The organism is Hymenobacter seoulensis, from assembly GCF_054780535.1.
Map to the genome: position 1 here is coordinate 133,677 of NZ_BAAGWD010000006.1, position 25,315 is coordinate 158,991.

Genomic DNA, 25,315 nt, shown 5'->3' on the forward strand with positions numbered 1-25,315 from the left:
CCGCCCGCGACCCTAGCGGACAGCCGCTCCGCCCGCGGGCGGAGCGGCTGTTATGGTTTGGCGGGCCCCGCCGGGCCAGGCGCCGGCCGCACCCTTCCTTCACTTGCTGCGTAGTTTAGCTTATGCTTCAATTTCGATCTTTCCTGGCCGCCTGGCTGCTGCTTGCCACGGTGGGCTGCTCTTCCAACACGGCGCCCGCTCCCGCCCCGGCGCCGCCCCCCGTCGTCCCACCCGTTGTTTCCACCACCTTTTCCAACCCGCTCCTGCAGTCGGGGCCCGACCCGTGGGTGTATCAAAAGGACGGTATGTACTACTACATGGCCACTACCGGCAACAACGTAACCCTGCGCAAAACGGCCAAGATGTCGGAGCTGAGCAGCGCGCCGGCCACCGTGGTGTGGACTCCCCCCAGCAACGGCGCCTTTTCCCGGGACGTGTGGGCCCCGGAGCTGCACTTCCTGGATGGCAAGTGGTACATCTACTTTACGGCCGGCCCGGGCAACTGCTGCGGTGGGCAGCGGCTGTGGGTGCTGGAAAACAGCGCCGCCGACCCGACCACCGGCACCTGGCTGGAGAAGGGCCGCGTGTTCAGCCCCAGTGAGGACTTCTGGGCCATTGACGCCACGGTGTTCGAGCAGAACGGCGAGCGGTTTATGCTCTGGTCGGGCCACGCTGACGCCTCCTCCGAGGAGCAGCGCATCTACATCTCCCGCATGAGCAACCCCTGGACCCTGACCGGCCCCCGGGTGCTGCTCTCGCGGCCCCAGTACAGCTGGGAGCAGCAGGGGGTGCTGCCCGTTAACGAAGGACCCCAGATTCTGCAGCGCAACGGCAAAACCTTCCTGGTGTATTCGGCCAGCCACTGCACCACCGATGCCTACTCCCTGGGTATGCTCACTACCACGAGCACCGCCAACCCCATGGACCCCACCGTCTGGACCAAAAGCGCTACCCCGGTATTTACCACCAGCGCCAGCTCGGGCGCCTACGGGCCGGGTCACAATGCGTTCTTTAAGTCCAAGGACGGGCAGCAGGACTGGATCCTGTACCACGCCAACAGCCGCCCCGGCCAGGGCTGCGGCGACGTGCGCAGCCCGCGCATGCAGCCGTTCACGTTCCGGGCGGATGGTACGCCTGATTTTGGCGCTCCGGTGCCCATCAGCACGGCCCTGCCCCGTCCCGGCGGCGAATAACCGCTGAGTCAACGCTGGCACCCATATCAAGATGGGCGCTACGGCCGGGCAGGGCCTAGGCCCTCAGAAGCCCGTAAGCACATCCGCCTACTACCCCCGCCTACCTGCCAAACCCGGTGGGTGCGGCGGCCGGGGAGAGGCTAGCAGGTCCCGTTGGGCTGGTACTAGCCCCCATTCCTCAAGTATCCGGTTCTAGCGCATCTGCCCCGGATCCATTTTCTACCTGCATTCCTTTTTTCTATGATGCTTTATACCCCAGCAGCCCGCCTAACCAGTGGCGTGGCCGCCCTGCTGCTGCTTGCAGCCTGTAACCAAACTTCATCCTCAGACCAGCCCGCGGCGGGCACGGCCACCTCTCAGGCTACCCAGGCCGCGGCTTCATCTACTTCCGCTATGCCTACCTCCGCCTCCTTCGGCAAAACCACTGATGAGACCGAAGTACAGCTCTATACCCTCACCAACGCCCATGGCCTGAAGGTAAGCATCACCAACTACGGGGGCACTATCACCAGCCTGATGGTGCCAGACAAAGCCGGCAAACTTGGTGATGTAGTGCTGGGCTTTGATCAGGTGAGCGGCTACCAGAGCCCGGAGTTTCTCAAGTCGGGTCCGTACTTCGGCGCGCTCATTGGCCGCTACGGCAACCGTATTGCCAAAGGCAAGTTTACGCTCGATGGCAAAGCGTACACGCTGGCCAAGAACAACGGCGAGAACACGCTGCACGGTGGTAAAAAAGGCTTCGACAAAGTGGTGTGGCAAGCCGAGCCCGGCACCTCCGCCGAGGGCCAGACGCTCACGCTCACGTACCTGAGCAAGGACGGCGAAGAAGGCTACCCCGGCAACCTGAGCGTAACGGTCGTGTACACGCTCACCGCCGACGACGCGCTTAAAATTGACTACTCCGCCACCACCGATAAGGCCACGCCCGTGAACCTCACCAACCACGCCTACTTCAACCTGAGTGGAGGCAACGACGTGCTTAGCCACCAGGTCACTATTCCGGCCGACCGCTACACCGTGGTCGACGCGGGCCTGATTCCGACCGGCGAGCTGCGCCCCGTCAAAGGCACGCCCTTCGACTTCACCACGCCCCACACGATCGGCGAGCGGATCGGGCAGGTGCCCGGCGGCTACGACCACAACTGGGTGCTCAACGAAACCAGTGGTCTGCACGCGGCGGCTACGGTGTATGAGCCCACTACCGGCCGCACCATGGAAGTGCGCACCACCGAGCCGGGCCTGCAATTCTACACCGGCAACTTCCTCGATGGCACCCTGAAGGGCAAAGGCGGCCAGGTGTACGGCCAGCACGCCGGGTTCTGCCTGGAAACCCAGCACTTCCCCGATTCGCCCAACCAGCCCAAGTTCCCGACCACCATTCTGCAGCCCGGCAAAACGCTGCAATCAACTACCAGCTACCAGTTTGGGGTGAGAAAGTAGGGGTGCCGCCGGGAAGAGATGCCCGCGGTATGGCTTTCCGGCCCCAGCTTAACAGTAGTTTCCGTTGCTGCGTATCTTTGTGGTCTTAACCGCCGGGCCGGCGCCGGCTTTATCCTGGCTTTCCTCCCCTCTAATTCCGAACTCCAGTGGCAAGCAACCGGGCATCCATTGCCGATATGGCCAAGCAGCTAAACGTGTCCGTTTCCACGGTTTCGCGGGCCCTCAGCGACAGCGACAGCATCAGCGAGGCCACGAAAAAGCGGGTCTGGCAGCTCGCCCAGGAGCTGCACTACCAGCCCAACACCATGGCCGCGGGCCTGCGCACGGGTCGCAGCAACCTGCTGGGCGTTATGGTGCCCCACATTGACGGGCACTTTTTTTCCTCCGTCATGCACGGCATTGAAAGTGTGGCCCGCAAGGCCGGCTACAACGTAATGATCTGCCAGTCCAACGAGGATGTGGAAAGCGAGCGAAAAAACATCGACACCCTTATCAAGGCTCAGGTCGAGGGCATCCTCGTTTCGCTTTCCCGCACCACCCATGACTCCCGGCACTTCGAGAAGGTGTCCAAGCGCGGCATTCCCCTGGTGTTTTTTGACCGCATGCTCGATGACGTACAGGCCAGCGCCGTGGTAATTGACGACCACCAGGGCGCCTACGTCGTGGTGCGGCACCTGCTGGACCAAGGCTGCCGGCGCATTGCCCATTTTGCGGGACCCCAGCACCTGAACATCTACAAACTGCGCCAGCAGGGTTACGTCGATGCCCTGCGCTCCCACGGCCTGGCCCCGGAGGATGACCTCATTTTTACCTGCGATATGACCCTGGAGGAAGGCATGGATGGCATGAAACAGCTGCTGCGCCTGCCCAACCCACCCGATGCTGTTTTCTCCTCCAGCGACTTTTCGGCCGTCGGGGCGCTGCAGGTGCTCAAGGAGCGGGGCATCAGGGTGCCCGAGGACATTGCCCTGGCCGGCTTCAGCAACGAGACCTTTACTTCCCTAACCGAGCCTCGCCTGACTTCCGTGGATCAGCACTGCGAGCAGATGGGCCAGTCCGCGGTGCGGCTGTTTCTGGACATCATGGGCGATACCACGGGGCGCTTCTCCCCGCGCCGCATTGTACTGCAGCCCGAGGTGCTGCTGCGCGAGTCATCCCTGCGCAAAAAGTAATAGCCCAGCGCGGCCGTATGGGCCGCCCCGAAATAAGGAGAGGAAGAGGGGGAGGTCAGGCCGTTGCCGGTGTAACCGGTTGGGTAGGTCTCTTTCGCTTACCATACCTTTTGCACCCCGGTACTCCATAGTCTATTCCTGGTTGATGCTTTCCTTGCTATCTGATCTTATGCCTCGAGTCCTATTTGCTGCCCTGCTGCTGCTGCTGCTGCTGCCGTTTTTTGCCTCGGCCCAATCGGGCTGCCCTACGCCCGAAATAAAGCTGCTCCACAACAACCAGGAACTGCCTGCCAGGAGCCTATCCTTAGTTCCGGATCTAACCCTCAGGGTGGTGGCGGCCGGCTGTCCCGAGCAGCGCTTCCGCTTCCGCAACGCGCAGGTAACCTTGGTGCGGCGGGGGCGGCCGGTGTTGCCTTCAAAGCTGGTCAGCCAGCCCCAGCTGGATCTGAGCGCCTGGCAGCGCGCGTACGAGCCCGGCGACCAGCTCACCATCTTTATTCCCTACCAGGATCTGGCAGTAGTAGCCCCAGATGGCACCCTGCAGCGGTATGCCACTGCCCCCAAGCCCTCCTCCGGTCACATCGACTTGCGCACGGACAATGCCAAGGGTCTCAGCTTTACCTGGCCCCAGGCCAAGCCCTAGAAGGGCAACTGGCCCGGCAACCGCATGCTCCCCGCCCCGGCTACCTTTAATTCGCCACCAGACATAACGGGGACCTAAACCGTATCTCTCACCAGGGCATTAGCAGGCCATCCAGCCGGCTCCCGGCCCCGGTCAGCGCCTGGTGGGACTGGAAGCCCAATCCCCGGGCCGCTTGGCGGAGCCGCAGTTTTTTACGCCCTTTCGACTGTTGATTGCGCAGCCCTTTGCGCCGTGTAACTTTGCCGCTATGTCACACCGGGTGTATTACGAAAATTCCGCTGGCCGGGCCAGCGAAGACTCTGCAGGAGTAGCCCGACTCACGTATCACCCAGGTCCCCGCGACCCCGAGGCGCTGGCTGCGCTGCTGGGGCACGTAACCCGGCTGCTGGCGCGGCGGGGAGATGGCGGCCTGCTGGTTGATCAGCGGGGCATGTCCCCCTTTACCCCGGCGGAGCAAACCTTTCTGGTGCAGCAGTGGCTACCCCGGGCCGTAGCCGAGGGCGGCTATCGGTTCGGGGCCGTCATTCTTTCCGAAAACGCCGTCACCCGGTTGGCAACGCGCAGTGTGACTACAGCCGTGCGCGACATCCCGGTGCTCTACCAGTACTTTGAGCTGGAAGCCGACGCCGTAGCCTGGTTACTGGAGCGCCGGCTGCCGGGGCGCGCTGGCCGCCCCCAGCGCTAAGGTAGTTCTTGCCTCGGCACCGGTCTATAACCTGCCCGGGCCCGCCGGAAGGGTAGGGGCAAACTGCCGCTGGCGCCCAGATTCCGCATCAGAACTCCTTGCAATGTCTACCAAGTGGGCATTAAGCAGACGTGCCTGGCAAAAGGTTTTGCCGGGTGGCATCAGCGGGCAGCAACTGTCTGCGGCCCGCGGGGCTGGCCAGGGTTTGAGAAACACAACAAGTTCTTACCTTTATGGTTGAGTTTGCTTGTTGCTTCGAACACCCTGTGCTTTCCCAAGAACGTTTTTTCGCCCTGGACGGCCTGCGGGCTGTTCTCATGCTGCTGGGGGTAGTCCTGCACGCGGGCCTGCCCTACGCCACCTGGACCCTCAGCGTCTACAGCGCTTTTCACGACTCCCAGCACACGCTCGTCCTGAGCGCCGTGGGCTTTTTCATTCACCTGTTTCGAATGCCGACTTTCTTTATGATGGCCGGTTTTTTTGGGGGCTTGACCTGGCACACTGCCGGGCCCCGGGGGATGGCGCAAAACCGCATCAAGCGCGTTTTGCTACCTCTGGGCGTGAGTTGGGTGGGGCTTTTTCCGCTAACCGTTTTAAGTGCGGCCATTACCATGCTTGGCGGGCCTAGTGGCATTGCGCACGTAGTGCAGCAGCTGCATTCCGGCGCCCTGCTGGCCCGAAACAGCCTCACGTTTCCCCAGCTGGTGCTGCAGCTGGGCCTGATTCATTTGTGGTTTCTGTATTTTCTGGTGCTGTTCTACGGGGCCATTACCCTAGTGGTACTGGCCATGCGGCGGCTGCCCCAACCGGGCAAAGACTGGGTAGACCGGCTGTTTCAGCACCTGGTGCGCCACCCCGCCGGCTTTCTGCTGCTGGCAGCTGTGACCTGGGTAACCATGGTGCCCATGCGCCCGGCCTACCACGACGCAACCGGCATTGAGGGAACCAATGCCTTCCTGCCCCCACCGGCAATTTTGCTGGCTCACTTCGTGTTTTTTGTTTTTGGCTGGCTGCTGTTTCGGCACAAACACCTGCTGGGTACGCTACGGCAGCAAGCCTGGGGCGCTACGGGGCTGGGGCTGGCAACCGCCGGGGGGTACGCCTTTTTGATTCTGCACCCAGCCTTTGCCAATTCCCACCTGCTTCAGCTGGCGGCGGCAGCCCCGGCTATCTGGCTGGTATCACGGGGCGTTATTGGCCTGGCCTTACGCTACATGCAGCAGCCTTCGGAGCTGTTTCGGTACCTGTCCGAGGCTTCGTATTGGGTATACCTGGTGCATTTGCCCTTAACACTGCTGCTGCCCGGGCTGCTGATTGGGGTGGCGCTGCCGGCCCTGCTTAAGTTTCTGCTGGTGTGCGCCGGCACCATTGGAATTTCCTTGCTTTCCTACCAGTACTGGGTGCGCACCACCCGCCTGGGCCACCTGCTGAACGGTCGCCGCCTGGCGCCGTACGCCTGGTTCGGCCGATTCAGGCCATCCGGAGTTGCCCCCGCCGCGGAAGCGAATAGTTACCTGTAACCGGTACCCCCGGGCTTCCTCGTGTGGAAGCACCTAGTAGATTACCCCCCTCATGCTCCCCCTCGGCTCACTTCAGTTTCAGTCCAACACCATTCCGGGTATGCTTCGTCAGCGGGCCCGTGATTTTCCTGACGCCACCTGCTACCGGTTTCCGGAGCGGGAGCAGACCTGCACGTGGCACGCGCTGTGGGAAGAGGTGCAGGCCGTGGCGGCGGGCCTGCGGAGGCTGGGCCTGCAAAAGCACGACCGGGTTGCTATCCTGCTGGAAGGGCGTGCCGAACTGCTCGTCAGTATTTTTGCGGCCATTACGGCCGGGGGGGTGGCCGTTCCGCTTAGCACTTACCTGAAAAAAGAAGAGCTTAAGGTTTGCCTGCGCGAGGCCCGGCCGGCAGTGTTTATCATGGGGTCCGCCGACCACCACCTGAGCTACCTTCAGCTCCAGGCGGAGGTAGCAGCCCAGCCCGGCCCGGATGCGCTCACGGATGCCCGCTGGATACCGCATCATGCGTTTGTGCAGGGCCCGGCCGTAGCCGTCGGCTCTGGCTTCCGCTCCTACGAGGAGCTTACGTCCCGCACCTACCCTGAAGGCCCGGCCGCCGAAGACCGGATAACCCTGACGGCGCAGGACCCGGCTTTTCTGCTTTTTACCAGCGGCAGCACCGGTACGCCCAAAGGGATTGTGCGGTCGGCGGCTTCCTTTATGGCTCGCAACCCCATGTCGGCCGGCAGCCCGCCCAACGCCTTTAAGCGGCTGCTGGCGCGCAAGGGCAACCGCTATGTAAACCGATTTGGCTTTATGAGCCTGCTGCCCCTGCACCACCTGGCGGGCATCGGCATGATGCTTATGCCGCTGCAGGTGTGCAACGTGCCGCTCACCTTGCTCGCCCGTTTTAACCCCATCCGGGGCCTAGCGGCCATTGCTCAGACCAAAGCGCGGTTTTTGATTGGCACCCCGCACATGATGCAGGCCATGCTAGCCCAGAAGTCGGCGGCGCCTGCTTCCTTAGACAGCGTGCTCGGGGTATTTTTTGCTTCGGCGGCCCTGCGGCCCCACGTGCTGGAGCGCGCGCTGCAGGGGTTTCAGAACCTGTGTTTCTTTGCCGTCAGCTACGGCTCCACCGAAACCGGGGCGGTAGCCAACGGCACCTGCTTTGTGCCTAACCGCCGCCATCCGGCCGTGTCCCTGCTGCTGCGCCTGATGCGCCGCCTCAACTACCTAGATGGGGAAATTCCTCTGGCCGCTTTTTCCCGCACTACGGCCAGCATCGGCGGCAAAATTGCGCGTCAGGTAGAGGTCGGCATCCGCAGCCCCCAGAGCGGAGCCTGGCTGCCGCCCGGGGAGGAAGGCGAGATTCTGGTGCGCAGCCACCGGCTGATGCCGTACCAGGACGCCAGCAGCAACCAGGTGCACCGGGTAGAGGGAGGCTGGTTTAAAACCGGGGACCTGGGTTACGTGGATGCGCAGAACTGCCTGATGATTACCGACCGGCTCAAGCAGCTTATTTCCCGGGGCGGCGAAAAGATTGCGCCGGCCGAGATTGAACACTTGATAAAGCAGCAGCCCGGCATTGACGACGTGCTGGTGCTGGGCATCCCCGATGCCCTGTACGGGGAAGTGGTGGGGGCAGCGTTCACCGAAACCAACGGCGGCGCCGTGTCGGTGGCGGCGCTGCGGGAGGCCTTGCACGCGTCGCTTTCCAGCTTTAAAGTTCCCCAGCATTTCTTGTCGCTGCCAACGCTGCCCCTGAACGCGGCCGGCAAAATTGACGTGGCGGAAGTACGCCTCGAACTCGAGCAAATGATCCAGCGGGAATATGCGTAAATACTACCCGGGCTTAACCCTACTAAAGTTTGTCGGGGCCGTGATGGTGGTACTAACCCACATCAAGGAGTTTCCGCTAAACGATGAACTCAACTCCTACATCCCTGGCTTTAGCCTGCTCTGCGCCATCGTGGTGCCGGCATTCTACGTGATGGCCGGCTTTCTGGCCTGCAACGGCTGGATGATGGCACCGGATCCGGGACGGTATATTCGCAGCTACGTCGGGTGGATAAGCCGGGTGTACGGGCTGTTCTGTTTGCTGTTGTTTTTCACCGATCCGCTTTCGGTGGTGCGCTCGGGCACCTTCGCCCACCGCAGCCTGAAGTATTACGTGGAGCCATTTCTGGTGCTCGGCCCCTACGTGCAGCTGTGGTTTATTCCCCCCATGCTGGTGGCGATGGTGCTGGGTTACTGGGCTGAACGACGCGGGCAGCTGGCCCTGCTCGGGGGCTTTACGCTGCTGGGCTACCTAGTGGCCGCCAGTATTCTCGGGCCCCTCCACGGGCTAAGTCAGCACGTGCTAGGCACCGCGTCCTGGGATACCTACCGGCACTGGGGGCTGCTGAAAGCCCTTATCCAGAACCACCTAATCAACGGGCTGCCATATGTGTTTGCCGGCATCTGCATTGCCAAGTGGGAAACGGGTTTCGTGCAGCTCAACAAGTGGCGCCTGCTCGTGCCCACCCTGTTGTGGAGCGCCCTGGAGCTCGTCCTGATCCGGCGGCAGTATCCCACTGGTTACCCGTTCAGCATGCTGTTCGCTCACCTGCCCCTGACGCTGGTGCTTTTTTATGGGCTGCTGCAGGTAAACAGTCCGTGGGTAAAGCCCTACCACAAGTATCTGCGGCGCCTGAGCATGTTTCTGTTTTTTGTCCACTGGCCCCTTATCGTCTTCAACCGGTGGCTGCTGGGCTCTACTGAGCCGGTCATCTCACCCACCCATACGGCCCTGTGCATCGGCTTAACCTTTGCCCAGATTCTACTGCTGGAGCGATTGGCCAGCTGGCTTCAACGCAAGCGCAAGCCGACCCGGGTGCTGACGGCCAATGCCTGAGCTGCCCTCTGGGCACGGCCTTGCGGCAGGTTCGGGGGGCGTGCCAGGTCACGGCCTTACGACGTCCCCCCCGTCTCGGGTTACCGTAGTGGCATTGCCTCTTACATCTGTATTACCCGGCTGGCAGATTCTAGCAGATGGAGGGCGGGCCCATTCGGGCGCCCCGAGGCACGCAGGGTATCCGAGCAGGAAATTGACCGTAAAGCTGTAAGTTACCCAACCCAGCCTTTCGGCTTTTTCTCTGACCCCGCCCATGAAATATCTGCTCGGCTACGACATCGGCAGTTCGTTTATTAAAGCCTCGCTGCTCTCGGTTGACACGGGGCGGTGCGTGGCGGCCGCCTCAACGCCTGGCACCGAACTGGAGATAACTGGGCCCAAGCCGGGTTGGGCCGAGCAGCCGCCGGAGCGCTGGTGGCAGGAAGTGGTGTCTGCCACCCATCAGCTCCGGCAGCAATACGCTTTCGATAGTTCCCTGGTGGCCGGCATTGGCATCACCTACCAAATGCACGGCCTTGTCCTGCTCGACCAGCAAGGCACGGTGCTGCGACCCGCCATCATCTGGTGCGACAGCCGGGCCGTGGACCTGGGCAATAAAGCATTCACCGAGTTGGGCCAGGATCATTGCCTGCGCAACTACCTGAACTCGCCCGGCAACTTCACGGCCTCCAAGCTGAAGTGGGTGCGGGAAAACGAGCCCGACCTGTACGAGCGCATTTACAAAATTCAGCTGCCCGGTGACTACATCGCCTACCGGATGACGGGCCGGCTGCAAACCACGGTGTCGGGCTTATCGGAGGGCGTCTTCTGGAACTTCCGCGAGCAGGCCGTGGCCCAGGATCTGCTAGACTACTACGGTATCAGCCGCGAGTTGCTGCCCGAGGTGGTGGCTACCTTCTCGGAGCAGGGACGCCTAACGTCCGAAGCAGCCCGGGAGCTGGGGCTGCACGCCGGCACCCCCCTGAGCTACCGGGCCGGGGACCAGCCCAACAACGCCTTTTCCCTGAACGTGCTGCAGCCCGGCGAAATAGCCGCTACCGCCGGCACCAGTGGGGTAGTGTACGGCATCAGCGATACGCCCACCGCCGACCCCCGCTCCCGCGTGAATACGTTCGTGCACGTGAACAGCACGCCCGAGCTTCCCAGAAACGGGGTGCTTCTGTGCGTAAACGGCACAGGCAGCCTTAACCGCTGGCTGCGCCAGATGGTAGGCGACATCCCCTACGACGAGATGAACCGGCTGGCTGCTGAGGCGCCGGTAGGCGCGGAGGGACTCACCTTCCTGCCCTTCGGCAACGGGGCGGAGCGCCTGCTGGAAAACCAACCGGCCCGCGCCGAGCTGCGCAACCTGAACTTCAACGTGCACGGCCGTTCCCACCTGCTGCGGGCAGCCCAGGAAGGCATTGTATTCGCCCTCGCCTACGGCCTGGAGATTATGCGCCAGGCGGGTGTGCCGGGGCAGCGGGTGCGGGCCGGCCACGCCAACATGTTTCTGAGCCCGGTATTCCGGGAGGCCTTTGTGAACTGCACCGGCGTGGAGCTGGAACTCTACAACACCGATGCGGCCCAGGGCGCGGCACGCGGAGCCGGGGTAGGGGCCGGCGTGTACGCTAGTCCGGCCGAAGCCTTTGTAGGCTTGGAGCACCGGCTTACCCTAGAGCCCACGCCCCGGCTGCAGGAGCAGTATCACACGGCCTTTGCCCGTTGGCAGCACCAGCTATCTTCTATTCTACCACCTCCCACTCCTCCTCCGTATGGCTGCTAGTCCCCTTGCTACCTCCGAGTCCTTTCCTGGTATTCCGGCCATTCGCTTCGAAGGCCGCGCCTCCGACAACCCCCTGGCTTTTAAGTGGTACGACGCCAACCGGCTGGTGGCCGGCAAAACTATGCAGGAGCATTTGCGCTTCGCGGTTTCGTACTGGCATACGTTCACCGGCACCGGCGGCGACCCCTTCGGGCCCGGCACCAAGCAGTTTGCCTGGGACCAGCACCCCGAAATCATGGGCCGCGCCCGGGATAAAATGGATGCCGCCTTCGAGTTCTTCACCAAACTCGGCACCCCCTACTACTGCTTCCACGACCTGGACCTGGTGGAGGAAGGAGCCTCCCTCTCGGAGTACGAGCGCAACCTGCGCTCCATTGTGGAGTATGCCCGGGAGCACCAGCGGGCCAGCGGCGTCAAGCTGCTCTGGGGCACGGCCAACGTATTTTCACACCCGCGCTACATGAATGGGGCCGCCACGAACCCTGACTTTCAGGTGGTGGCCCATGCCGGCACGCAGGTGCTGAATGCCCTGGACGCCACCATCGCCCTGGGCGGCGAGAACTACGTGTTCTGGGGGGGACGGGAAGGCTACATGACCCTGCTCAACACCAACATGAAGCGGGAGCGGGAGCACCTGGGCCGTTTTCTGACCATGGCCCGGGACTACGCCCGCAAGCAAGGCTTTACCGGCAAGTTCTTTATCGAGCCCAAGCCCGCCGAGCCCACCAAGCACCAGTACGACTTCGACGCGGCCACCGTTATCGGCTTTTTAAAGGAACATGGCCTGGAGCAGGACTTTATGCTGAACCTGGAAGTTAACCACGCTACCCTGGCCGGGCACACCTTTCAGCACGAGCTGCAGGTGGCCGCCGATGCGGGCATGCTGGGCTCAATTGACGCCAACCGCGGGGATTATCAGAACGGCTGGGACACCGACCAGTTTCCCACCAACCTGAACGAGCTGACCGAGGCCATGCTCATCATTTTAGAGCACGGCGGTATCAGGCCCGGCGGCATCAACTTCGACGCCAAAACCCGCCGCAACTCCACCGACCTGGAGGACATCTTTATCGCCCACATCAGCGGCATGGACAGCTTCGCCCGGGCCCTGGTAGTGGCCTCCGAAATCCTGGAGCAGTCGCCCTACCGCGCGTTCCGCCGGGAGCGTTACGCCTCGTTTGACCGTGGGGAAGGGGCAGCATTTGAACAGGGGCGGCTTACCCTGCCGGATCTGCGCGGGCATGCCCTTACGTCGGGCGAGCCCACCGTTCGGAGCGGCAAGCAGGAGTGGCTGGAAAGCATTATCAACCAGTACATCTAACGACTGACAACTGACCGGGCCCGGGCAGGTGTTAGCGCAGCTACTCGCCGGAGAGCACTGGCTGCGGCCGCGTACCAAACAAGGTAGCCCCGGCACTGGCTACCACTATACAGCCCACCGCCAGCCACTGCCCTGGGGTAAGCAGCTCCCCGAGCAGCAGCCAGCCGGAAAGGGCTGCCGCCACCGGTTCCAGGCTCATCAGGATGCTGAAGGTGCGGGTAGGCATGGTTTTCAGAGCCAGCATTTCCAGGGAAAAAGGCAGCACGCTGGAAAACAGGGCCAGCCCCGCTCCCAGCAAAACCAGGGTGGGGGTCAGGTGCAGCACAAAGCCGCTGGCAATGCCGAAGGGCAGGACGGGCAGGGCGGCAAAGAGCATGCCCACGGTGACGGCCACCGGGCCGGGCACCAGCGCGGCCGCGCGCTGCCCCAGCACAATGTACACGGCCCAGCAGGCGCCGGCCGCCAGCGCAAAGGCCATGCCCAGCAGGTCGATGCCCGCCCCGGTCCAGGGGGCCAGCAGGGCGATTCCCCCGCCCGCCAGCCCAACCCAGACGGCATCCAGCTTCCGTCGGGAGCCGGCCAGGGCCAGCACCAGGGGGCCAATAAACTCCAGGGTGACGGCCAGACCCAGCGGGATGCGGCTCAGGGCGCAATAGAACAGGAAGTTCATGGCCCCCAGAGCCAAGCCGTAGGGCCCGATGGCCCGCCACTGCACGGACGTGAGGCGGGCCATCCGGGGGCGCACCACGGCCAGCAGAAACAGGGCCGACAGCCCGATGCGCAGACTGACGGTACCGGCCGCTCCCACTACCGGAAACAGGCCCTTGGCGAGGGCCGCGCCTCCCTGCACGCTGATAATGGAGAGCAGCACGGCCGGCAGGGCGGGCAGGGAAAAGCGTGGTGAGACAGGCATGGCGGGCATTGAAGAGAATCTTCCCGGTTAGGGCCGGCAAGATACCACCCGTTCCTCACCACTTGGTATACCCTGCACAGCCCCCACCACGCCCGGCCGCCCCTGGGTTGGGGGCTTTAGAGGTTCAGCCAGCCCAGGCATGCTTGCTACGCTAGGCCTACGCAACTGGCAAACGTCAGAATTACCGGCGCGGAGCACCAGGAGGTTGCTGTAGCTGACAACATTAGGAAGCTAACTTTTAAAATAGCTGCTGCTCTTTCCGGGTGGGGGCGGGGTAGGGGCATCCAATAGAGAAAGCACCACCCGGGGCAACGGGTCGCGATGGGCAGCCCGCCGTAATGCCTGGTGTCCTACCTCACTGACGTGGCTGAGCACGAGTTCAATACCCACGGTGGGCAGGTGGCCCTGGTAGGCCAGTAACAAATCGGCGGCCTCCTCCGAAAAGCCGGCCAGCTGGCTACAGTCAATCCAGATGGCGGGCTTACCGCTTCTCACTCCCCGGTACAGGGCGCGCTCCAGCTCAAACTCCGGTCCGGGACCTCCCTCCGTTAAGATCAACAGAAAACTGTCGGTAAGCCGCTCGCGCTGTACGTGTACCATAAAACTTCAAGCTTAAAGCACTCCCAATTGCCGGTACCAGCAGCTCCACCCGTCAAATCCGTAATCGCGAAAGTCCGCTAACCGGCCAGCTGCAGTTCCCGGGCTGAGTTTACCGGATGTTTACCGGGGCCTGGGGTAACCGCTGCCGACGAGGCTGCCCCCTCATTTTCTGTTTCCTGAGTGGTTTCGCGGCTGGCAGCCGTTTGCCAGCGAACAATATCCTGGGAGGAATAGCGAGTCCAGACGCCCTCCCGATTAGCTGCTAAGCAGCAGAACAGCAACGCAAATAGTAAAAGCATCATGGGTCGGAAATGTTCGAATCCCTTTGCAGGAACACCAGCCCGCTGTCTACCCCAGATCCCGGAAAAATGTTGCGCGGAGTTTGAGCAAATCTTGTCAAGGAAAATCCCCCAAGCAGATAGCCCGGCCGGGCCCGGGTGCTGGCCCTCAGCACTGCTCCGGAAATGGCGCCAGCTGACCCTACTTCCCCACTGCGGGGGGCAAGCCGGTTAGGCCCGGGAGTTCAGGAAGCCATGGCCTGCTAACGGCCACCATGTTAGATCAGCAGCCGGACAATGTCCAGCAGGTGCTGCTGTTGGGCACCGCCCAAAGGAGGCGGGTTAACTAGCCGCTGCAGTAAGGCGGCCGGAGCAGGCACCGGGTTGCCCTGCACCGAATATTCCGGCCACCGGTCGGCGGGCCAGCTGAGTAGCACGTACTCCAGCTGGTTGGCTATGCGCCGCAACCGGGCTTCCCGGTACGGTACGGGAGCAGACAACTTCAGCAGCTCGCCGTAAAGCATCCGCAGAATAAGGGTTTCACGCGGGAAAGAAACAGCGGTATGAGCAGGGGGCAGGGGGCGCATAAAAGGAGGCGATACACTGCCCGATACTAGCAGCACCTTAAATGGTTGCGGCCGCAGAAGGCAGGTGTGCTCCCAAAAAAGCACTTCGGACGCTAGTTCTTCTTTTTATCCGGCAATTGTCCTGTTTTATCGTTCTCCGTGGCCAGTTGGTCGAAGCATTCTGCTACTAAATTATTTTTAACTAACCCTGCGGTAGCCCACTGCCATCCAAACTTCCATACTTGCCACCCAACAGGTGGGAGGGGGCAATAACTGGTCGTCACAGCCCTTGTCTTGGCTTTGCTACCGTTTTTGCCGGCGTACCAGATTATCCGGACTGAGCACCGGGGCCAGCGCGGCCGCTGAGGCTTATGTCATCGTGACCCGAGCCGGGGCCCCGGCCGCTGCCTAGGCGGGCAAGGTGATGATCCGGCCAAAGCCCACGAACCCCGACCTTGCGTGTCCGGGTGCCGGCAGGTCTTACGGGCTGCTAAACGGTGGACTTTCGGGCAGGTAGCGCCCTAGGTTTCGGCCGGCATTCGCGGGGGTATTTCCGGCACTCACGCTTTTTTTCCGGCACCGGCGCGAAAGGGCAAGCAGGACCGGGCTCGGGGTCCCAGCTTAGGGGTATCAATCACTTTAACCCCTAGCCCATGACAACCCAGCAACTTACACGCGACGTGAAATTTCTTAAAGCCTATGCGCTGGCGGCCACGCTAACTCCCGCCGCGGGGCTGCTCTTCGCCTTCAGCCAGCCGGACAAGCCCGTCCGCTTCGGGGAAATCACGGTGGAGCGCCTGAACCTGGTGGAGCGGGATGGGACGGTCAAGATGATTATGAGCAATCAGGAGCGCTTTCCCCAGGGCGTGACAATCGACGGCGAGCACCTGGACTACCGCCGTCCCCACCCCGGCATGCTGTTTTACAACACCAAGGGCGAGGAGTGCGACGGCCTTATTTTCAGCGGGCAGCGGGGCCCGGATGGCAAGGTATCGGCCGGCGGCCATTTCTCGCTCGACCGGTTTGACTAGGACCAGGTTAGGTTCTTCAAGCTCAGATATAGCACCGCGCTGCCATTGTGCAGCCTAATTATAAAGCACTACATCCCCGCTCCAATAAAGGAGCGAGGATGTAGTGCTTTGGCGAATGCATGAGGCTTAGGCAGTGCGGAAGCCAGTTGCTTGTTTGATTGTGCGCTCATTACCGGTAGCAGGGTCGGAGTAGCTGTGCTCTCCTATTTCCACTGATACGCGCTTGCCTAATAGCTGCTTAGTGTCCAAATCCTTACCAGCTTCCGGATGAATTCCCACTGCCGCGTAAAGTGAAAGCAGAATGGGCATAGCAGCAGCGGAGGTATAAAACCGTTGGGTTACAAAGCCCTCTTCGTTTTCCATGCGGGCGGCGAAGAAGGGAACGTTCTGATGCTCGCTTTGACCTTCCTCAATCCCGGTGATTTCCACGGTGTGGCGACCGTCGGGCAAAAATCCTTTTTCCTGTCCTTTCTCAATTGAAATTTTCATAGCCTATACAAAAGTTGATTCTAAGCTGTATACGTCAGCTAATTATATTGGTTTGTATTGCTAATATAAATAGTAAAATATGGAGTTGATTTAAATCCGCCTTAAGCCAGGCGCAAGCACTAGCTAGTCTCTACTCCGCGCTACTTAGCAGGATTGCTTAGTAGCTTTTCTTACTGCTTAGGAGAGATAATGCGGCGCAACCTTCTGCTTGCAGTATTAAAACCAGCATCGGTGGTAGGATAGCAAATGTTCTGTTCGACGTCCGCATCCGCCCGCTCGCATTCTTTAATCGTTCTGGAAAGTCAGCTGATGGGGTTACCCCAGGCACGAGCGGTTCTTCTTTCCTACCAGTTACTACGGCATCGGCTTTTGGGTAGCCCTGAGTCAACACAGAGTCTAGGGCAGTTAAGAGAAGTTATTAAGCTGCACTTGGTTTAAGGCAAGCAGGCGCTGCTTTATAACAAAGCGAACTCTCGCAGAAAGTCGAAGGTGTTTTTTACACAATCTAGAATCCAGCATTCTATCCTGCCGCTTAAATTGTCTATCGGGGAACATCCCAACGAGTTTGTGTCTGCCTATATAAGGACTGATAAGGTTCTCTTATCGGTCCTTAGCGTAACTTGGTGTTTCACCCCGTTTTTTGGGCGCGCTACTCCTTATATATATGGCTACTGAGAATCTGCTCCCCGTCGTTCAGTCTCCGGCCGCCGCCCAGGTGCCCGCCCACCTGGTGGAATCCACCCACCGTTACATCGCCTCGGGCCTGCGCGGCGCGGCGAACACCGTGCGCGCCTACGCCGGCGACTGGAAGCGCTTCACCACCTGGTGCGCCTTGCACGAGATGGCGGCGCTGCCGGCTTCGGTGGAGGCGTTGGTCGGATTTCTGACCGAGCTCGCGGACGCGGGCAAGAAGTACGCGACCATCGAGCGGCACGGCGCCGCCATTGCCAAGGCCCACGAGCTGGCCGGCGTGGAGTCGCCTACCACCGACAAGAAACTCAAGGTGCTGCTCAAGGGCATTGCCCGCGAAATCAAGACCCGCCAAAAGCAGGCGCCCGCGTTTTCGCTGGATTCCTTTAAACGCACCATTAAGAGCATCGATGTAACGGTGCCGGCCGGGCTGCGCAACCGGGCGTTGCTCTTGCTCGGCTTCACCGGCGCATTTCGCCGCTCGGAGCTGGAAGCGCTCAACATCGAGGATTTGGCCTTTGATGAGGACGGCTTGGTGGTGACGTTGCCCCACAGCAAAACCAACCAGCTGGGGCAGGCCGAGGAGAAAGCGATTTTCTACTCGCCGGATTCGGCGCTGTGTCCGATTCGTTCGCTGCAGGCCTGGCTGCGGATGCTGGGTCGTACCGAGGGCCCGGTGTTTGTGTCGATGCGCCGCAACAACCAGGTGACGACCCGGCGCATGACGACCAAGTACACCAACCTGATTGTGCAGCAGTACCTGGGCAGTCAGTACACGGCGCACTCGCTGCGGGCGTCGTTCGTGACGGTGTCCAAGCTCAACGGCGCCGACGACTCCAAGGTCATGAACCAGACCAAGCACAAGACGAGTGCGATGATCCGGCGCTATACCCGACTCGACAATGTGCGCCAGCACAACTCGGCCAAGGAGCTCGGGCTCTAGCCGGGCAAGTCCTCTTCAACTGGACAAATCAGGACGGCAAAATGCGAGGTTGGAAATCCGGCCAAAAAGCCGGTTTTTTGACCCAAACTTAGTACCGACAATTGAGCATTATCGGTACTAAGTTTGCCTGATAGTTTGCTACTAAAGCCAGCGGCGGCTCCGTGCCGCGAAAGCTCGGGCGCCCCCGCTACCAGCAGCCCCCGCGCTTTTTCCCTTTGAAGGATTGCGCGCAGCCTAACCAGTACTAGTATAAGGTAAGGGCAATCGGAGCTTGGGTCCGTACTGGGTAAGGCAGCAAGTGGGCAAAGAACTATCGACGCCCCGCCATCACGGACCGGGGCCGGTCGGCGGGGGCCACGCCCCAGGTAGCGCTTGGGGTAGGTCCCATTTCAAACGTAAGGGTGCCGCCCTGCAGTAACTCCCGGTGGGTAATGTAGGATTTGGGGTAAAGCCGGCCGTTGAGCGTGACGCCCTGGATGTACTTGTTAGTGGAACTGTTGTTGCTGGCGTGAATGCGCAGGGTTTTGCCGCTGCCCAGCTGGAGGGTGGCGTGCTCCACGGCCGGGCTGCCGAACACGTAGGCGCCGTTGGCGGGGTTGAGCGGGTAGAATCCCAGGGTGGAGAACACGTGCCAGGCCGACATCTGGCCCACGTCCTCGTTGCCAATAATACCGTCGGGCCGGGCCGTGTAGAAATGGTCAGTGATGTAGCGCACCTTGTCGGCGGTTTTCCAGGGCTGGCCGACGTAGTTGAACAGGTAGGCAATGTGGTGGCCGGGCTCGTTGCCGTGGGCGTACATACCCAGCAGGCCCGAAATGTCGGGGGAAGCCTCCTCGCCCATATTGCCCTGCACCACAAACAGCGAATCCAGCTTGCGGCTGAACTTTTGTTCGCCCCCGAGCAGGCCAATCAGCCCCTCGACGTCCTGGGGGACAAGCCACGTATACTGCCAGGCATTGCCCTCGGTAAAGTCGCTTTTCAGGTGCACCGATTTAAACGGGTCGAAGGGGGTGCGCCACTCGTTCTGCCCCACGCGGCCGCGCATAAAGCCCGTGCTTTGATCGAAGTAGTGCCGGTAGTTATTGGCCCGCTGGCTAAAGTAGGCGTAGTCCTGCTGCTTGCCCATCTGGCGGGCCATCTGGGCAATGCACCAGTCCGCCATGGCGTACTCCAGGCCCTTGGAAACGCTTTCCACCTCGCTGTTGGCCGGAATAAAGCCCAGCTCTTTCACAGCTTTCAGCCCCGCCTCATCGCGCAGGGCGGTGGCGCGCACGGCCTCGTAGGCCAGGGCAGCGTCGAAGCCTTTAAATCCCTTCAGGTAAGCATCTACTACCACGGGAACGGCGCTGTAGCCCACCATGCAGTTGGTTTCGTTGCCCATCAGATGCCAGACGGGGAGCTTGCCCTGCTGCTGGTAAATGGCCAGCATGGAGCTGACCATGTCGTTGACGCGCGCGGGCTGCAGCAGGGTGAACAGGGGATGTGCGGCCCGGTACGTGTCCCAGAGAGAGAACGTGGTCAGGCTCGTAAAGCCCGGGTTGGAGTGCACCTGCTGGTCGGTACCCCGGTAGTCGCCGTTGTGGTCATTGAAGACGGACGGGGCAATCATCGTGTGGTACAGGGCGGTGTAAAACGTTTTCAGGCGGACCTCATCGGCCTGGATCCGCACTTTCTGCAGCTCCCGGTTCCAGGCAGCGTCGGCCTGGGCCACCACTTTCCCGAAGTTCCAGTGCGGAATCTCGGCGCGAATGTTGGCTAGCGCCCCCGCGCTGCTGACGGGCGAGATGCCCACTTTCAGCCGCACGACTTCCCCCGCCCGCGTCGCAAACGTGATGACCCCCTTGAGCCGGTTGCCAGTGGCCGCGGGGGCCGTGTTGCCCAGCGTATCCAGCACCTGCAGGCTGGCAAAGCGGCGGATGGGCTTGGAGACCACCGCCGCAAAGTAGAGGCGCTGATCCACGGCCCAGCCCTTGGAAAAGCGGTACCCGATAAGGGTGCTGTCGTTGAGCTGCTCGATGTGGGTGTCCGTGGCCAAATCCCAGCCAGTGCCCTGCTGCAGGTCGATGATCAGGTGCGAGGCGTCGGATTGGGGAAAGGTATACTGGTGGAAGCCCACCCGCTCCGAGGCGGTCAGCTCGGCCTTGATGTCGTAGCGCCGCAGGCGCACGGCGTAGTAGCCGGGCTTTACTTGCTCCTCCTTATGAGAAAACAGCGAAACGAAGCCGCGCTCAGGCCGGCTTACCCGGCCCTCGGTTACGCGCACCGGCCCGGTTGTGGGCATAACCGACACGTCGCCCAAATCGCCGATGCCGGTACCGCTCAGGTGGGTGTGGGCAAAGCCGACGATGGTCGAATCCGAGTAGTGATACCCCGAGCACCAGTCCCAGCCCTCGGTGATGTTCACCGGGCCGAGCTGCACAGCGCCAAACGGCACGTTTGCCCCGAGAAATACGTGACCGTGAAATCCGGTGCCGATGTACGGGTCCACGTACTGGGTGAGGCTTTCCGCCGCCGGGCGGGGAGCCGGTAGGTTACGGGTGCTGGTGCAGGCGGCCAGCCCACATAGTAGGAACGGTACTGCATTACGCAGCCAACGGGTTGTGCACTTCATAGCGGGGCGGGCTTAAGCCGGGAAAGGAACGGTAAAATACGCATTCCGGGCAGGGCGCCCGCATTGTTGCGGGGCGGGCAAGCCGGTAATGCCAACGGCAATCAGGATTGCCTTATTTTCAGCCACGGCTCCCTTGCCATGCCGCTTCCCGGCGCCCTCCCCCGCTTCCCGGGCAACGGAGCGAAGGGTGGAGCGTAAAAAACGAATGCGACCCCCGTCTCCTTTTCCTCCAGCTTTTACCTAGTAAATCCCATGGCTAAACAAGCCCCCGCCACGAAAGCCGACAAGCTTAACAGCCTCTATAAAGAGTGCGGCCTGATCAAGGAAGATGTATTCCAGCACCAGCACTATACCATCCTTACCCGCTCCGGCATTGAAAAGGTGCAGGCCTACTACGGCATCCGGGTAAGCTACAAAGCCCTGAAGCTCGAACCCAAGTACGCGGTCATTAAGGCCGTAGCGACCATGGACGAGGCCACGGTGGAAACCTACGGCAGCGCGGTACCCGAGAACTGCCGGAACAGCTACTTCGCCGAGACGGCCGAGAAACGGGCGCTGAGCCGGGCCGTGCTTAAGCTCACGGGTCTCTACCAGCACGGCTTCTTTGGGGAGGAAGAATCCGAGCAGCTAACGGCGGAAGCCAAGGCGGCCCCGCAGCAGCCTACCGAAGCGGACCTGCTCGGAGATGCCCTGCAGCGCCTGCGCAGCGGAGATGCCCCGGGCGCTGTCTGGAAAGCCTTCCCCCAGCTGCACGCCCACGAGGACTTCAAGTCCGCGGTAAAGGCAGAATCTGAACGCCGCAAAGCGGCCGCCGCCTAAACTAGGCGGCGGCTGCACTGTTTCCCTGAGAAAGTGCCTGCCCCCTGTCCACCCCGCAAATTTACCGGGTAGGCCGGAAGCTGGCGGACGGCGCTAGACTTAGACTACCTCATTTCCCGGCTAGCGGAATGCCGCAACAGGTTCAGCCCGGGCCGTATCCGTGAGCGCCACCAGAAAGGCTTTCAGGTCGGCCAGCTCCCCCCGGGTGAGCCGCAGCTTATCGGGGGGCAGCGTTTGGTTTGGGACCGACAGGCCCAGGCCTGCTCCTCCCCCCTCGTTGTAGAAATCCAGCACCTGCTCCAGGGTTGCAAACTGCCCATTGTGCATGTAGGGCGAAGTAAGCGCCACGTTGCGCAGGGTAGGCGTCTTAAAGGCATGGCGCAGGGGCTCGAGCTTGGTCAGCTCGTAGCGCCCCAGATCAGCATCAAGCTGCCGGGCAGTGGGATGCGCCGGCACGCCCAGCACTTCGGCCTCGGAATCCTGAAAGGTGGGGGGCGCCGTGCCATTAGTCAAGGGCAGGAAGTGACAGGTTGCGCACCGGGCCTTGCCGGCAAACAGGTTGAATCCCCGAATAGCGGCTTTGCTTAGCCTGGCCCCCGCGTCCCCCCGAATGTAGCGGTCAAAGGGAGCGTTTAGCTGCACCAGGCTGCGCTGGTAGGCGGCCAGCGCGTTTTGGATCCGCACCGGGGTCAGCAGCGGGCCCGGGGCCTGCTGGTCGGCGTCGGGAAAGGCGGCGCGAAACCGTTTAACGTACGCCGGCTGCCCGGCCAGCCGCCGGGCGGCCTGGTCCAGGGAGCCGTGCATCTCATCCGCGTTGCCAATCACGTCCACCGCCTGATTTTCCAGATTCGGTGACCGCAGGTCGTAAAACTGGCCGGCCTGCAGGGCTGCATTCAGGATGGTGGGCGTGTTGCGGCGCAGTGACCCGCCTCTAAGCGTGGCATTGCGGGCCAGGCCATCGGTAAAAGCCCGGCGGGGCTGGTGGCAGGACGCGCAGGAGCGCCCCCCGCTGCCGCTGAGCAGCGGTTCGTGGAACAGGGTTCGCCCCAGGGCGACCTTGGCCGGGTTGGTAAACCACTGCCGGTTGCCGGTGTAAAAGTCGGGGTTGAAGACACCTGGGTCGAACAGGGTGGCGGCCTCGGGCCGCAGGGCCCGCAGCTCGCCCGTGAACGGGTCGATGCCCAGCTGCCGCTCCAGGGCCAGCAGTTGCCGCCCCAAGGGGTTGGCGTGCTCGCGCACGAAGGCCAGGCGGTCCAAGGCGTTAAAGCCCGGGGCCCGGCCCAGGGCGGTTGCGGCCCCGCGCAGCTGTGCGGCCATTGCCTGGCTGGCCGAGGGGGAAGCGTAGTACCGCAGCGGCTTTTCCAGCGCGCCCAGGGCCACGCGGGCCTCGGGCAGGGCGGCGGAAAGACTTAGCGGGGTATCAAAGCCGGTAATGCCCAGGGCCACTACGCGGAATACCTCCTGGCGCAGGGCATCAAACACGTGGGCGTCGGTGAACTCCTGGTCACCCCAGAGCTGCTGCAGGGCCAGCACCTGCCGGCGCAGGCGCAGGGTTTGGCGCAGTAGCTCCTGGCGGGCGGCGCCCGTCCCGGCGGCCGGGGCGGGGCTGGGATACAGCAACGGCTCGATAACCTGAAATCCGGCGGGCTCAAACAGCTTGGTTTCCTCCACCTCCACTTCGGCCACCGGCGCCCCATTTACGAGTCGGCTCGTGGCGGGCAGGAAGTACTCGGTAAAAGCTTCCACGCGCTTGTACTGCAGGCGGCAGCGGCGAAACGCCCGCCGCAGGGAATCCACCGGCAGGGGGCGGGCCGCCGGGCGCCGGGCCTGGGGCAGCAGCTCGGCATCCACTGCCTGCAGCAGGGCGGTCAAGTCGGCGGCCACGTCCGCCTTGATCCGGGCGGGGCGGGAGGTGAGCTGCTCCGTGGTGGGGCCCGTAGACGGCCGGGAAGCCGCGGCCGGGGTGAGGGCCGCATCGGGCCCGCAAAAGTAAAGTCCGCCCAGAAGCAGGACGGCAGCTCCCACCACGGGAAGAAAAGCAATTCGCATGGAATAAAGGAAGAAACGGTGCGCCCTGAATAACGCAAGGCGTAGCCCCCGGCCGAATGGGGCCAGAGGCTACGGCCGGGCGGCAGTACGCGGTAGGGCTACGATTATTACTTGGCCACGCCCCGCACGATGAGTACCTGGCCCCCCTCGCTGTTGGTGTTTGCCGCGGCTCCCGAGCCGTCGGCGTTCTTGAACCGGGCATCCTGCCAGGTGTGGGGATGGATGTTTACCAGAAAGGTATTGGGCGTTTGGACCAGGTCACTGATGTCCAGCATGGCCCCAAACTCCCAGGAGCTCTTCAGCTGGCTGTTACCGGGATTGTACTTGCTGTTGAAGGCCGCGTCCTCCCGGCGGTGGTTCATTTCCAGCATGGCCTTGGCCCGTTCCGCGGGGCGGTTGATGGACCACTGCCAGATGCGGCCGTCGTGATCGTTGTTGCGATAAAACGAGTCGCCGTCCTCCTGAATATACACGAAGTTGTCGGTCACGCAGATGTTGTCCGGGTTGACGATGTAGCGGCCCGGGTCCTGGGCGCCGTCGACGACTACCGCCAGCTTGGCCGGCCCCACGGGATTGGTCGCGTCCAGGTTCAGGCGGTAGACCCGGCCCCACATGGTTTTGCCGGCCACGGGCGTCACCTTGTCGGCCTCGCTGACGCCGGTGGCGGTAAAATACAGCTCGCGGTTGTGCTCCGCGCTGCCCTTGCGATAGTCCAGATCTTCCACGCGGGCCAGCTGCAGCACCCCATTGGCGGTGGCAAACGCGGCAATCTGGGCTCCGGTCATGGTTTTGGCTTCCGGCACCTCTACCCACTGCACGTCGTAGCTCTCGCCCAGGGTCAGGTTGGTTTCCACGGGGTCACCAGTAGCCCGCTTGAGCATGTACAGCTTGCCGTTGTCCAGGTCTCCCGGGGAGTTGCTCACGTACAGCAGCACCTGCCCGTTGCTGTCGTCCTCACCAATGACGATGACGGTCTTGCCGGGGTAGGCCTGTTTGTTGAGCGGCACGGCATTTTCCATGCTGGCCTTGCCCAGGGCGGGCTTGCGGCGGCTGGAGTTGCTTTTATCGGCCGCCCCCAGCGGGTCGATGGCGTGCACCATGCTTTCTGCCCCACTCTCACCCGCCGTCAGAAACGTCGGTACGGGGAAGCCGTGCTCTTCGGGGGTGGCCAGCGTCGCCGAGCACAGGCGCGTCGTGCCGCCGTTGTAGTCCACGATGTACTCGCCCTTGACCGGCTTAAACGTTTTGTCGAGGTACACCCGCGACACCGACTGGGCAATCTCGTGGTTGTTGATCAGCACAAACCCCTGCCCGGCGGGGTCGCGCAGCAAGCCGGCCCCGTCCGGCTGCGGGCCAAAGACAAAGGCGGGAGACTGGGCCAGCACGTCGTCGGAGGAAATCAGGGGCAGCAGCTCCAGGCTTTCAAAGCCCGGCAGGGCTTTCACCAGGGACGGGGTTACGGAATGGGCCTGCAGCTGAAGCTCGCTGGCCGGGCTTTCCGAGTTTTGGTTGTCGTTGCAGGCGGCCAGCACTGGCAGCAGGCCCAGGGTAGCAAAGCGCGCCGAGCGAAAGAGTACCGAATTTACCATCAGGAATTAGGGGTAGAATGGTTCTGAATGAGTACTGCAAAGGTTCTGAGCCAATGTTACTCCGGGATGTATCTCCCGTTAACACCTTGTTATCCTATTGCCGGGCTTACAGGGCGCAACAG

At 62.2% G+C, this 25,315-nt stretch carries 21 protein-coding genes; 13 read left to right on the top strand and 8 right to left on the bottom strand.

Annotated elements, in window-relative coordinates:
• Positions 1-122: 122 nt before the first annotated feature.
• The 10 genes from ACYVHC_RS19420 to xylA all read left to right on the top strand — a co-directional run bounded on the left by ACYVHC_RS19420 (position 123) and on the right by xylA (position 12,615).
• Positions 123-1,193, top strand: a complete 1,071-nt coding sequence (locus ACYVHC_RS19420; protein WP_460615465.1) for a glycoside hydrolase family 43 protein — start codon at positions 123-125, stop codon at positions 1,191-1,193.
• 240 nt (positions 1,194-1,433) lie between these two features.
• On the top strand, positions 1,434-2,633 hold the full coding sequence (locus tag ACYVHC_RS19425) for an aldose epimerase family protein (RefSeq protein WP_460615466.1): 1,200 nt from the start codon (positions 1,434-1,436) through the stop codon (positions 2,631-2,633).
• 176 nt (positions 2,634-2,809) lie between these two features.
• Positions 2,810-3,805 carry a LacI family DNA-binding transcriptional regulator gene (locus ACYVHC_RS19430; protein ID WP_460615467.1) on the top strand — a complete coding sequence of 332 codons (996 nt, stop codon included), beginning with the start codon at positions 2,810-2,812 and terminating at the stop codon, positions 3,803-3,805.
• Between the two features lie 169 nt (positions 3,806-3,974).
• On the top strand, positions 3,975-4,448 hold the full coding sequence (locus ACYVHC_RS19435; protein WP_460615468.1) for a hypothetical protein: 474 nt from the start codon (positions 3,975-3,977) through the stop codon (positions 4,446-4,448).
• A 247-nt stretch (positions 4,449-4,695) separates the two neighbouring features.
• Complete coding sequence (locus ACYVHC_RS19440; protein ID WP_460615469.1) at positions 4,696-5,133, top strand: hypothetical protein; 438 nt, start codon at positions 4,696-4,698, stop codon at positions 5,131-5,133.
• Between the two features lie 266 nt (positions 5,134-5,399).
• Positions 5,400-6,653 carry an acyltransferase family protein gene (locus ACYVHC_RS19445; protein ID WP_460615470.1) on the top strand — a complete coding sequence of 418 codons (1,254 nt, stop codon included), beginning with the start codon at positions 5,400-5,402 and terminating at the stop codon, positions 6,651-6,653.
• Between the two features lie 52 nt (positions 6,654-6,705).
• Complete coding sequence (locus ACYVHC_RS19450; RefSeq protein WP_460615471.1) at positions 6,706-8,475, top strand: class I adenylate-forming enzyme family protein; 1,770 nt, start codon at positions 6,706-6,708, stop codon at positions 8,473-8,475.
• Positions 8,468-9,529, top strand: a complete 1,062-nt coding sequence (locus tag ACYVHC_RS19455; protein ID WP_460615472.1) for an acyltransferase family protein — start codon at positions 8,468-8,470, stop codon at positions 9,527-9,529. Before ACYVHC_RS19450 ends, ACYVHC_RS19455 begins: the two co-directional genes overlap by 8 nt.
• A 253-nt stretch (positions 9,530-9,782) precedes the next feature.
• The gene (locus ACYVHC_RS19460) at positions 9,783-11,294 is read left to right on the top strand and encodes a xylulokinase (RefSeq protein WP_460615473.1); all 1,512 of its coding nucleotides are present in this window, start codon (positions 9,783-9,785) and stop codon (positions 11,292-11,294) included.
• Positions 11,284-12,615 (top strand): xylose isomerase, encoded by a 1,332-nt coding sequence (xylA, locus tag ACYVHC_RS19465; protein ID WP_460615474.1) that lies wholly within the window; start codon positions 11,284-11,286, stop codon positions 12,613-12,615. Before ACYVHC_RS19460 ends, xylA begins: the two co-directional genes overlap by 11 nt.
• 40 nt (positions 12,616-12,655) lie before the next feature.
• Here the strand turns inward: xylA and ACYVHC_RS19470 are convergent, their stop codons facing one another.
• The 4 genes from ACYVHC_RS19470 to ACYVHC_RS19485 all read right to left on the bottom strand — a co-directional run bounded on the left by ACYVHC_RS19470 (position 12,656) and on the right by ACYVHC_RS19485 (position 14,993).
• Entirely contained in the window at positions 12,656-13,528 is an 873-nt protein-coding gene (locus ACYVHC_RS19470) for an EamA family transporter (RefSeq protein WP_460615475.1), read from the bottom strand.
• 231 nt (positions 13,529-13,759) lie between these two features.
• Entirely contained in the window at positions 13,760-14,128 is a 369-nt protein-coding gene (locus tag ACYVHC_RS19475) for a hypothetical protein (protein ID WP_460615476.1), read from the bottom strand.
• 77 nt (positions 14,129-14,205) lie between these two features.
• The gene (locus ACYVHC_RS19480) at positions 14,206-14,430 is read right to left on the bottom strand and encodes a hypothetical protein (protein WP_460615477.1); all 225 of its coding nucleotides are present in this window, start codon (positions 14,428-14,430) and stop codon (positions 14,206-14,208) included.
• A 254-nt stretch (positions 14,431-14,684) separates the two neighbouring features.
• Positions 14,685-14,993 carry a hypothetical protein gene (locus tag ACYVHC_RS19485; protein WP_460615478.1) on the bottom strand — a complete coding sequence of 103 codons (309 nt, stop codon included), beginning with the start codon at positions 14,991-14,993 and terminating at the stop codon, positions 14,685-14,687.
• A gap of 632 nt (positions 14,994-15,625) precedes the next feature.
• Between ACYVHC_RS19485 and ACYVHC_RS19490 the strand changes: the two genes are divergently transcribed.
• Entirely contained in the window at positions 15,626-16,003 is a 378-nt protein-coding gene (locus tag ACYVHC_RS19490) for a hypothetical protein (protein WP_460615479.1), read from the top strand.
• Between the two features lie 126 nt (positions 16,004-16,129).
• Here the strand turns inward: ACYVHC_RS19490 and ACYVHC_RS19495 are convergent, their stop codons facing one another.
• Complete coding sequence (locus tag ACYVHC_RS19495; protein WP_460615480.1) at positions 16,130-16,492, bottom strand: hypothetical protein; 363 nt, start codon at positions 16,490-16,492, stop codon at positions 16,130-16,132.
• Between the two features lie 664 nt (positions 16,493-17,156).
• Here ACYVHC_RS19495 and ACYVHC_RS19500 point away from each other — a divergent pair.
• Entirely contained in the window at positions 17,157-18,125 is a 969-nt protein-coding gene (locus tag ACYVHC_RS19500) for a site-specific integrase (protein WP_460615481.1), read from the top strand.
• A gap of 310 nt (positions 18,126-18,435) precedes the next feature.
• Here the strand turns inward: ACYVHC_RS19500 and ACYVHC_RS19505 are convergent, their stop codons facing one another.
• Entirely contained in the window at positions 18,436-20,736 is a 2,301-nt protein-coding gene (locus tag ACYVHC_RS19505; RefSeq protein WP_460615482.1) for a GH92 family glycosyl hydrolase, read from the bottom strand.
• Between the two features lie 252 nt (positions 20,737-20,988).
• On the opposite strand from ACYVHC_RS19505, the gene ACYVHC_RS19510 reads away from it, so the two are divergent.
• Complete coding sequence (locus ACYVHC_RS19510) at positions 20,989-21,555, top strand: hypothetical protein (protein ID WP_460615483.1); 567 nt, start codon at positions 20,989-20,991, stop codon at positions 21,553-21,555.
• Positions 21,556-21,675: 120 nt separating this feature from the next.
• Here ACYVHC_RS19510 and ACYVHC_RS19515 read toward each other — a convergent pair whose 3' ends face one another.
• Together ACYVHC_RS19515 and ACYVHC_RS19520 are read right to left on the bottom strand one after the other, a co-directional pair.
• Positions 21,676-23,604: a cytochrome-c peroxidase gene (locus ACYVHC_RS19515; RefSeq protein ID WP_460615484.1), complete on the bottom strand. Its 1,929-nt coding sequence runs from the start codon at positions 23,602-23,604 to the stop codon at positions 21,676-21,678.
• A 107-nt stretch (positions 23,605-23,711) separates the two neighbouring features.
• Positions 23,712-25,193, bottom strand: coding sequence for a PhoX family protein (locus ACYVHC_RS19520; RefSeq protein WP_460615485.1), 1,482 nt, complete (start codon positions 25,191-25,193; stop codon positions 23,712-23,714).
• Positions 25,194-25,315: the final 122 nt, after the last annotated feature.

Bases quoted from the DNA above. Each gene is read 5' to 3' on its own strand.
- ACYVHC_RS19420 (WP_460615465.1), top strand. From the start codon at position 123: ATGCTTCAATTTCGATCTTTCCTGGCCGCCTGGCTGCTGCTTGCCACG.
- ACYVHC_RS19425 (WP_460615466.1), top strand. From the start codon at position 1,434: ATGATGCTTTATACCCCAGCAGCCCGCCTAACCAGTGGCGTGGCCGCC.
- ACYVHC_RS19430 (WP_460615467.1), top strand. From the start codon at position 2,810: ATGGCCAAGCAGCTAAACGTGTCCGTTTCCACGGTTTCGCGGGCCCTC.
- ACYVHC_RS19435 (WP_460615468.1), top strand. From the start codon at position 3,975: ATGCCTCGAGTCCTATTTGCTGCCCTGCTGCTGCTGCTGCTGCTGCCG.
- ACYVHC_RS19440 (WP_460615469.1), top strand. From the start codon at position 4,696: ATGTCACACCGGGTGTATTACGAAAATTCCGCTGGCCGGGCCAGCGAA.
- ACYVHC_RS19450 (WP_460615471.1), top strand. From the start codon at position 6,706: ATGCTCCCCCTCGGCTCACTTCAGTTTCAGTCCAACACCATTCCGGGT.
- ACYVHC_RS19455 (WP_460615472.1), top strand. From the start codon at position 8,468: ATGCGTAAATACTACCCGGGCTTAACCCTACTAAAGTTTGTCGGGGCC.
- ACYVHC_RS19460 (WP_460615473.1), top strand. From the start codon at position 9,783: ATGAAATATCTGCTCGGCTACGACATCGGCAGTTCGTTTATTAAAGCC.
- xylA (WP_460615474.1), top strand. From the start codon at position 11,284: ATGGCTGCTAGTCCCCTTGCTACCTCCGAGTCCTTTCCTGGTATTCCG.
- ACYVHC_RS19470 (WP_460615475.1), bottom strand. From the start codon at position 13,528: ATGCCTGTCTCACCACGCTTTTCCCTGCCCGCCCTGCCGGCCGTGCTG.
- ACYVHC_RS19475 (WP_460615476.1), bottom strand. From the start codon at position 14,128: ATGGTACACGTACAGCGCGAGCGGCTTACCGACAGTTTTCTGTTGATC.
- ACYVHC_RS19480 (WP_460615477.1), bottom strand. From the start codon at position 14,430: ATGATGCTTTTACTATTTGCGTTGCTGTTCTGCTGCTTAGCAGCTAAT.
- ACYVHC_RS19485 (WP_460615478.1), bottom strand. From the start codon at position 14,993: ATGCGCCCCCTGCCCCCTGCTCATACCGCTGTTTCTTTCCCGCGTGAA.
- ACYVHC_RS19490 (WP_460615479.1), top strand. From the start codon at position 15,626: ATGACAACCCAGCAACTTACACGCGACGTGAAATTTCTTAAAGCCTAT.
- ACYVHC_RS19495 (WP_460615480.1), bottom strand. From the start codon at position 16,492: ATGAAAATTTCAATTGAGAAAGGACAGGAAAAAGGATTTTTGCCCGAC.
- ACYVHC_RS19500 (WP_460615481.1), top strand. From the start codon at position 17,157: ATGGCTACTGAGAATCTGCTCCCCGTCGTTCAGTCTCCGGCCGCCGCC.
- ACYVHC_RS19505 (WP_460615482.1), bottom strand. From the start codon at position 20,736: ATGAAGTGCACAACCCGTTGGCTGCGTAATGCAGTACCGTTCCTACTA.
- ACYVHC_RS19510 (WP_460615483.1), top strand. From the start codon at position 20,989: ATGGCTAAACAAGCCCCCGCCACGAAAGCCGACAAGCTTAACAGCCTC.
- ACYVHC_RS19515 (WP_460615484.1), bottom strand. From the start codon at position 23,604: ATGCGAATTGCTTTTCTTCCCGTGGTGGGAGCTGCCGTCCTGCTTCTG.
- ACYVHC_RS19520 (WP_460615485.1), bottom strand. From the start codon at position 25,193: ATGGTAAATTCGGTACTCTTTCGCTCGGCGCGCTTTGCTACCCTGGGC.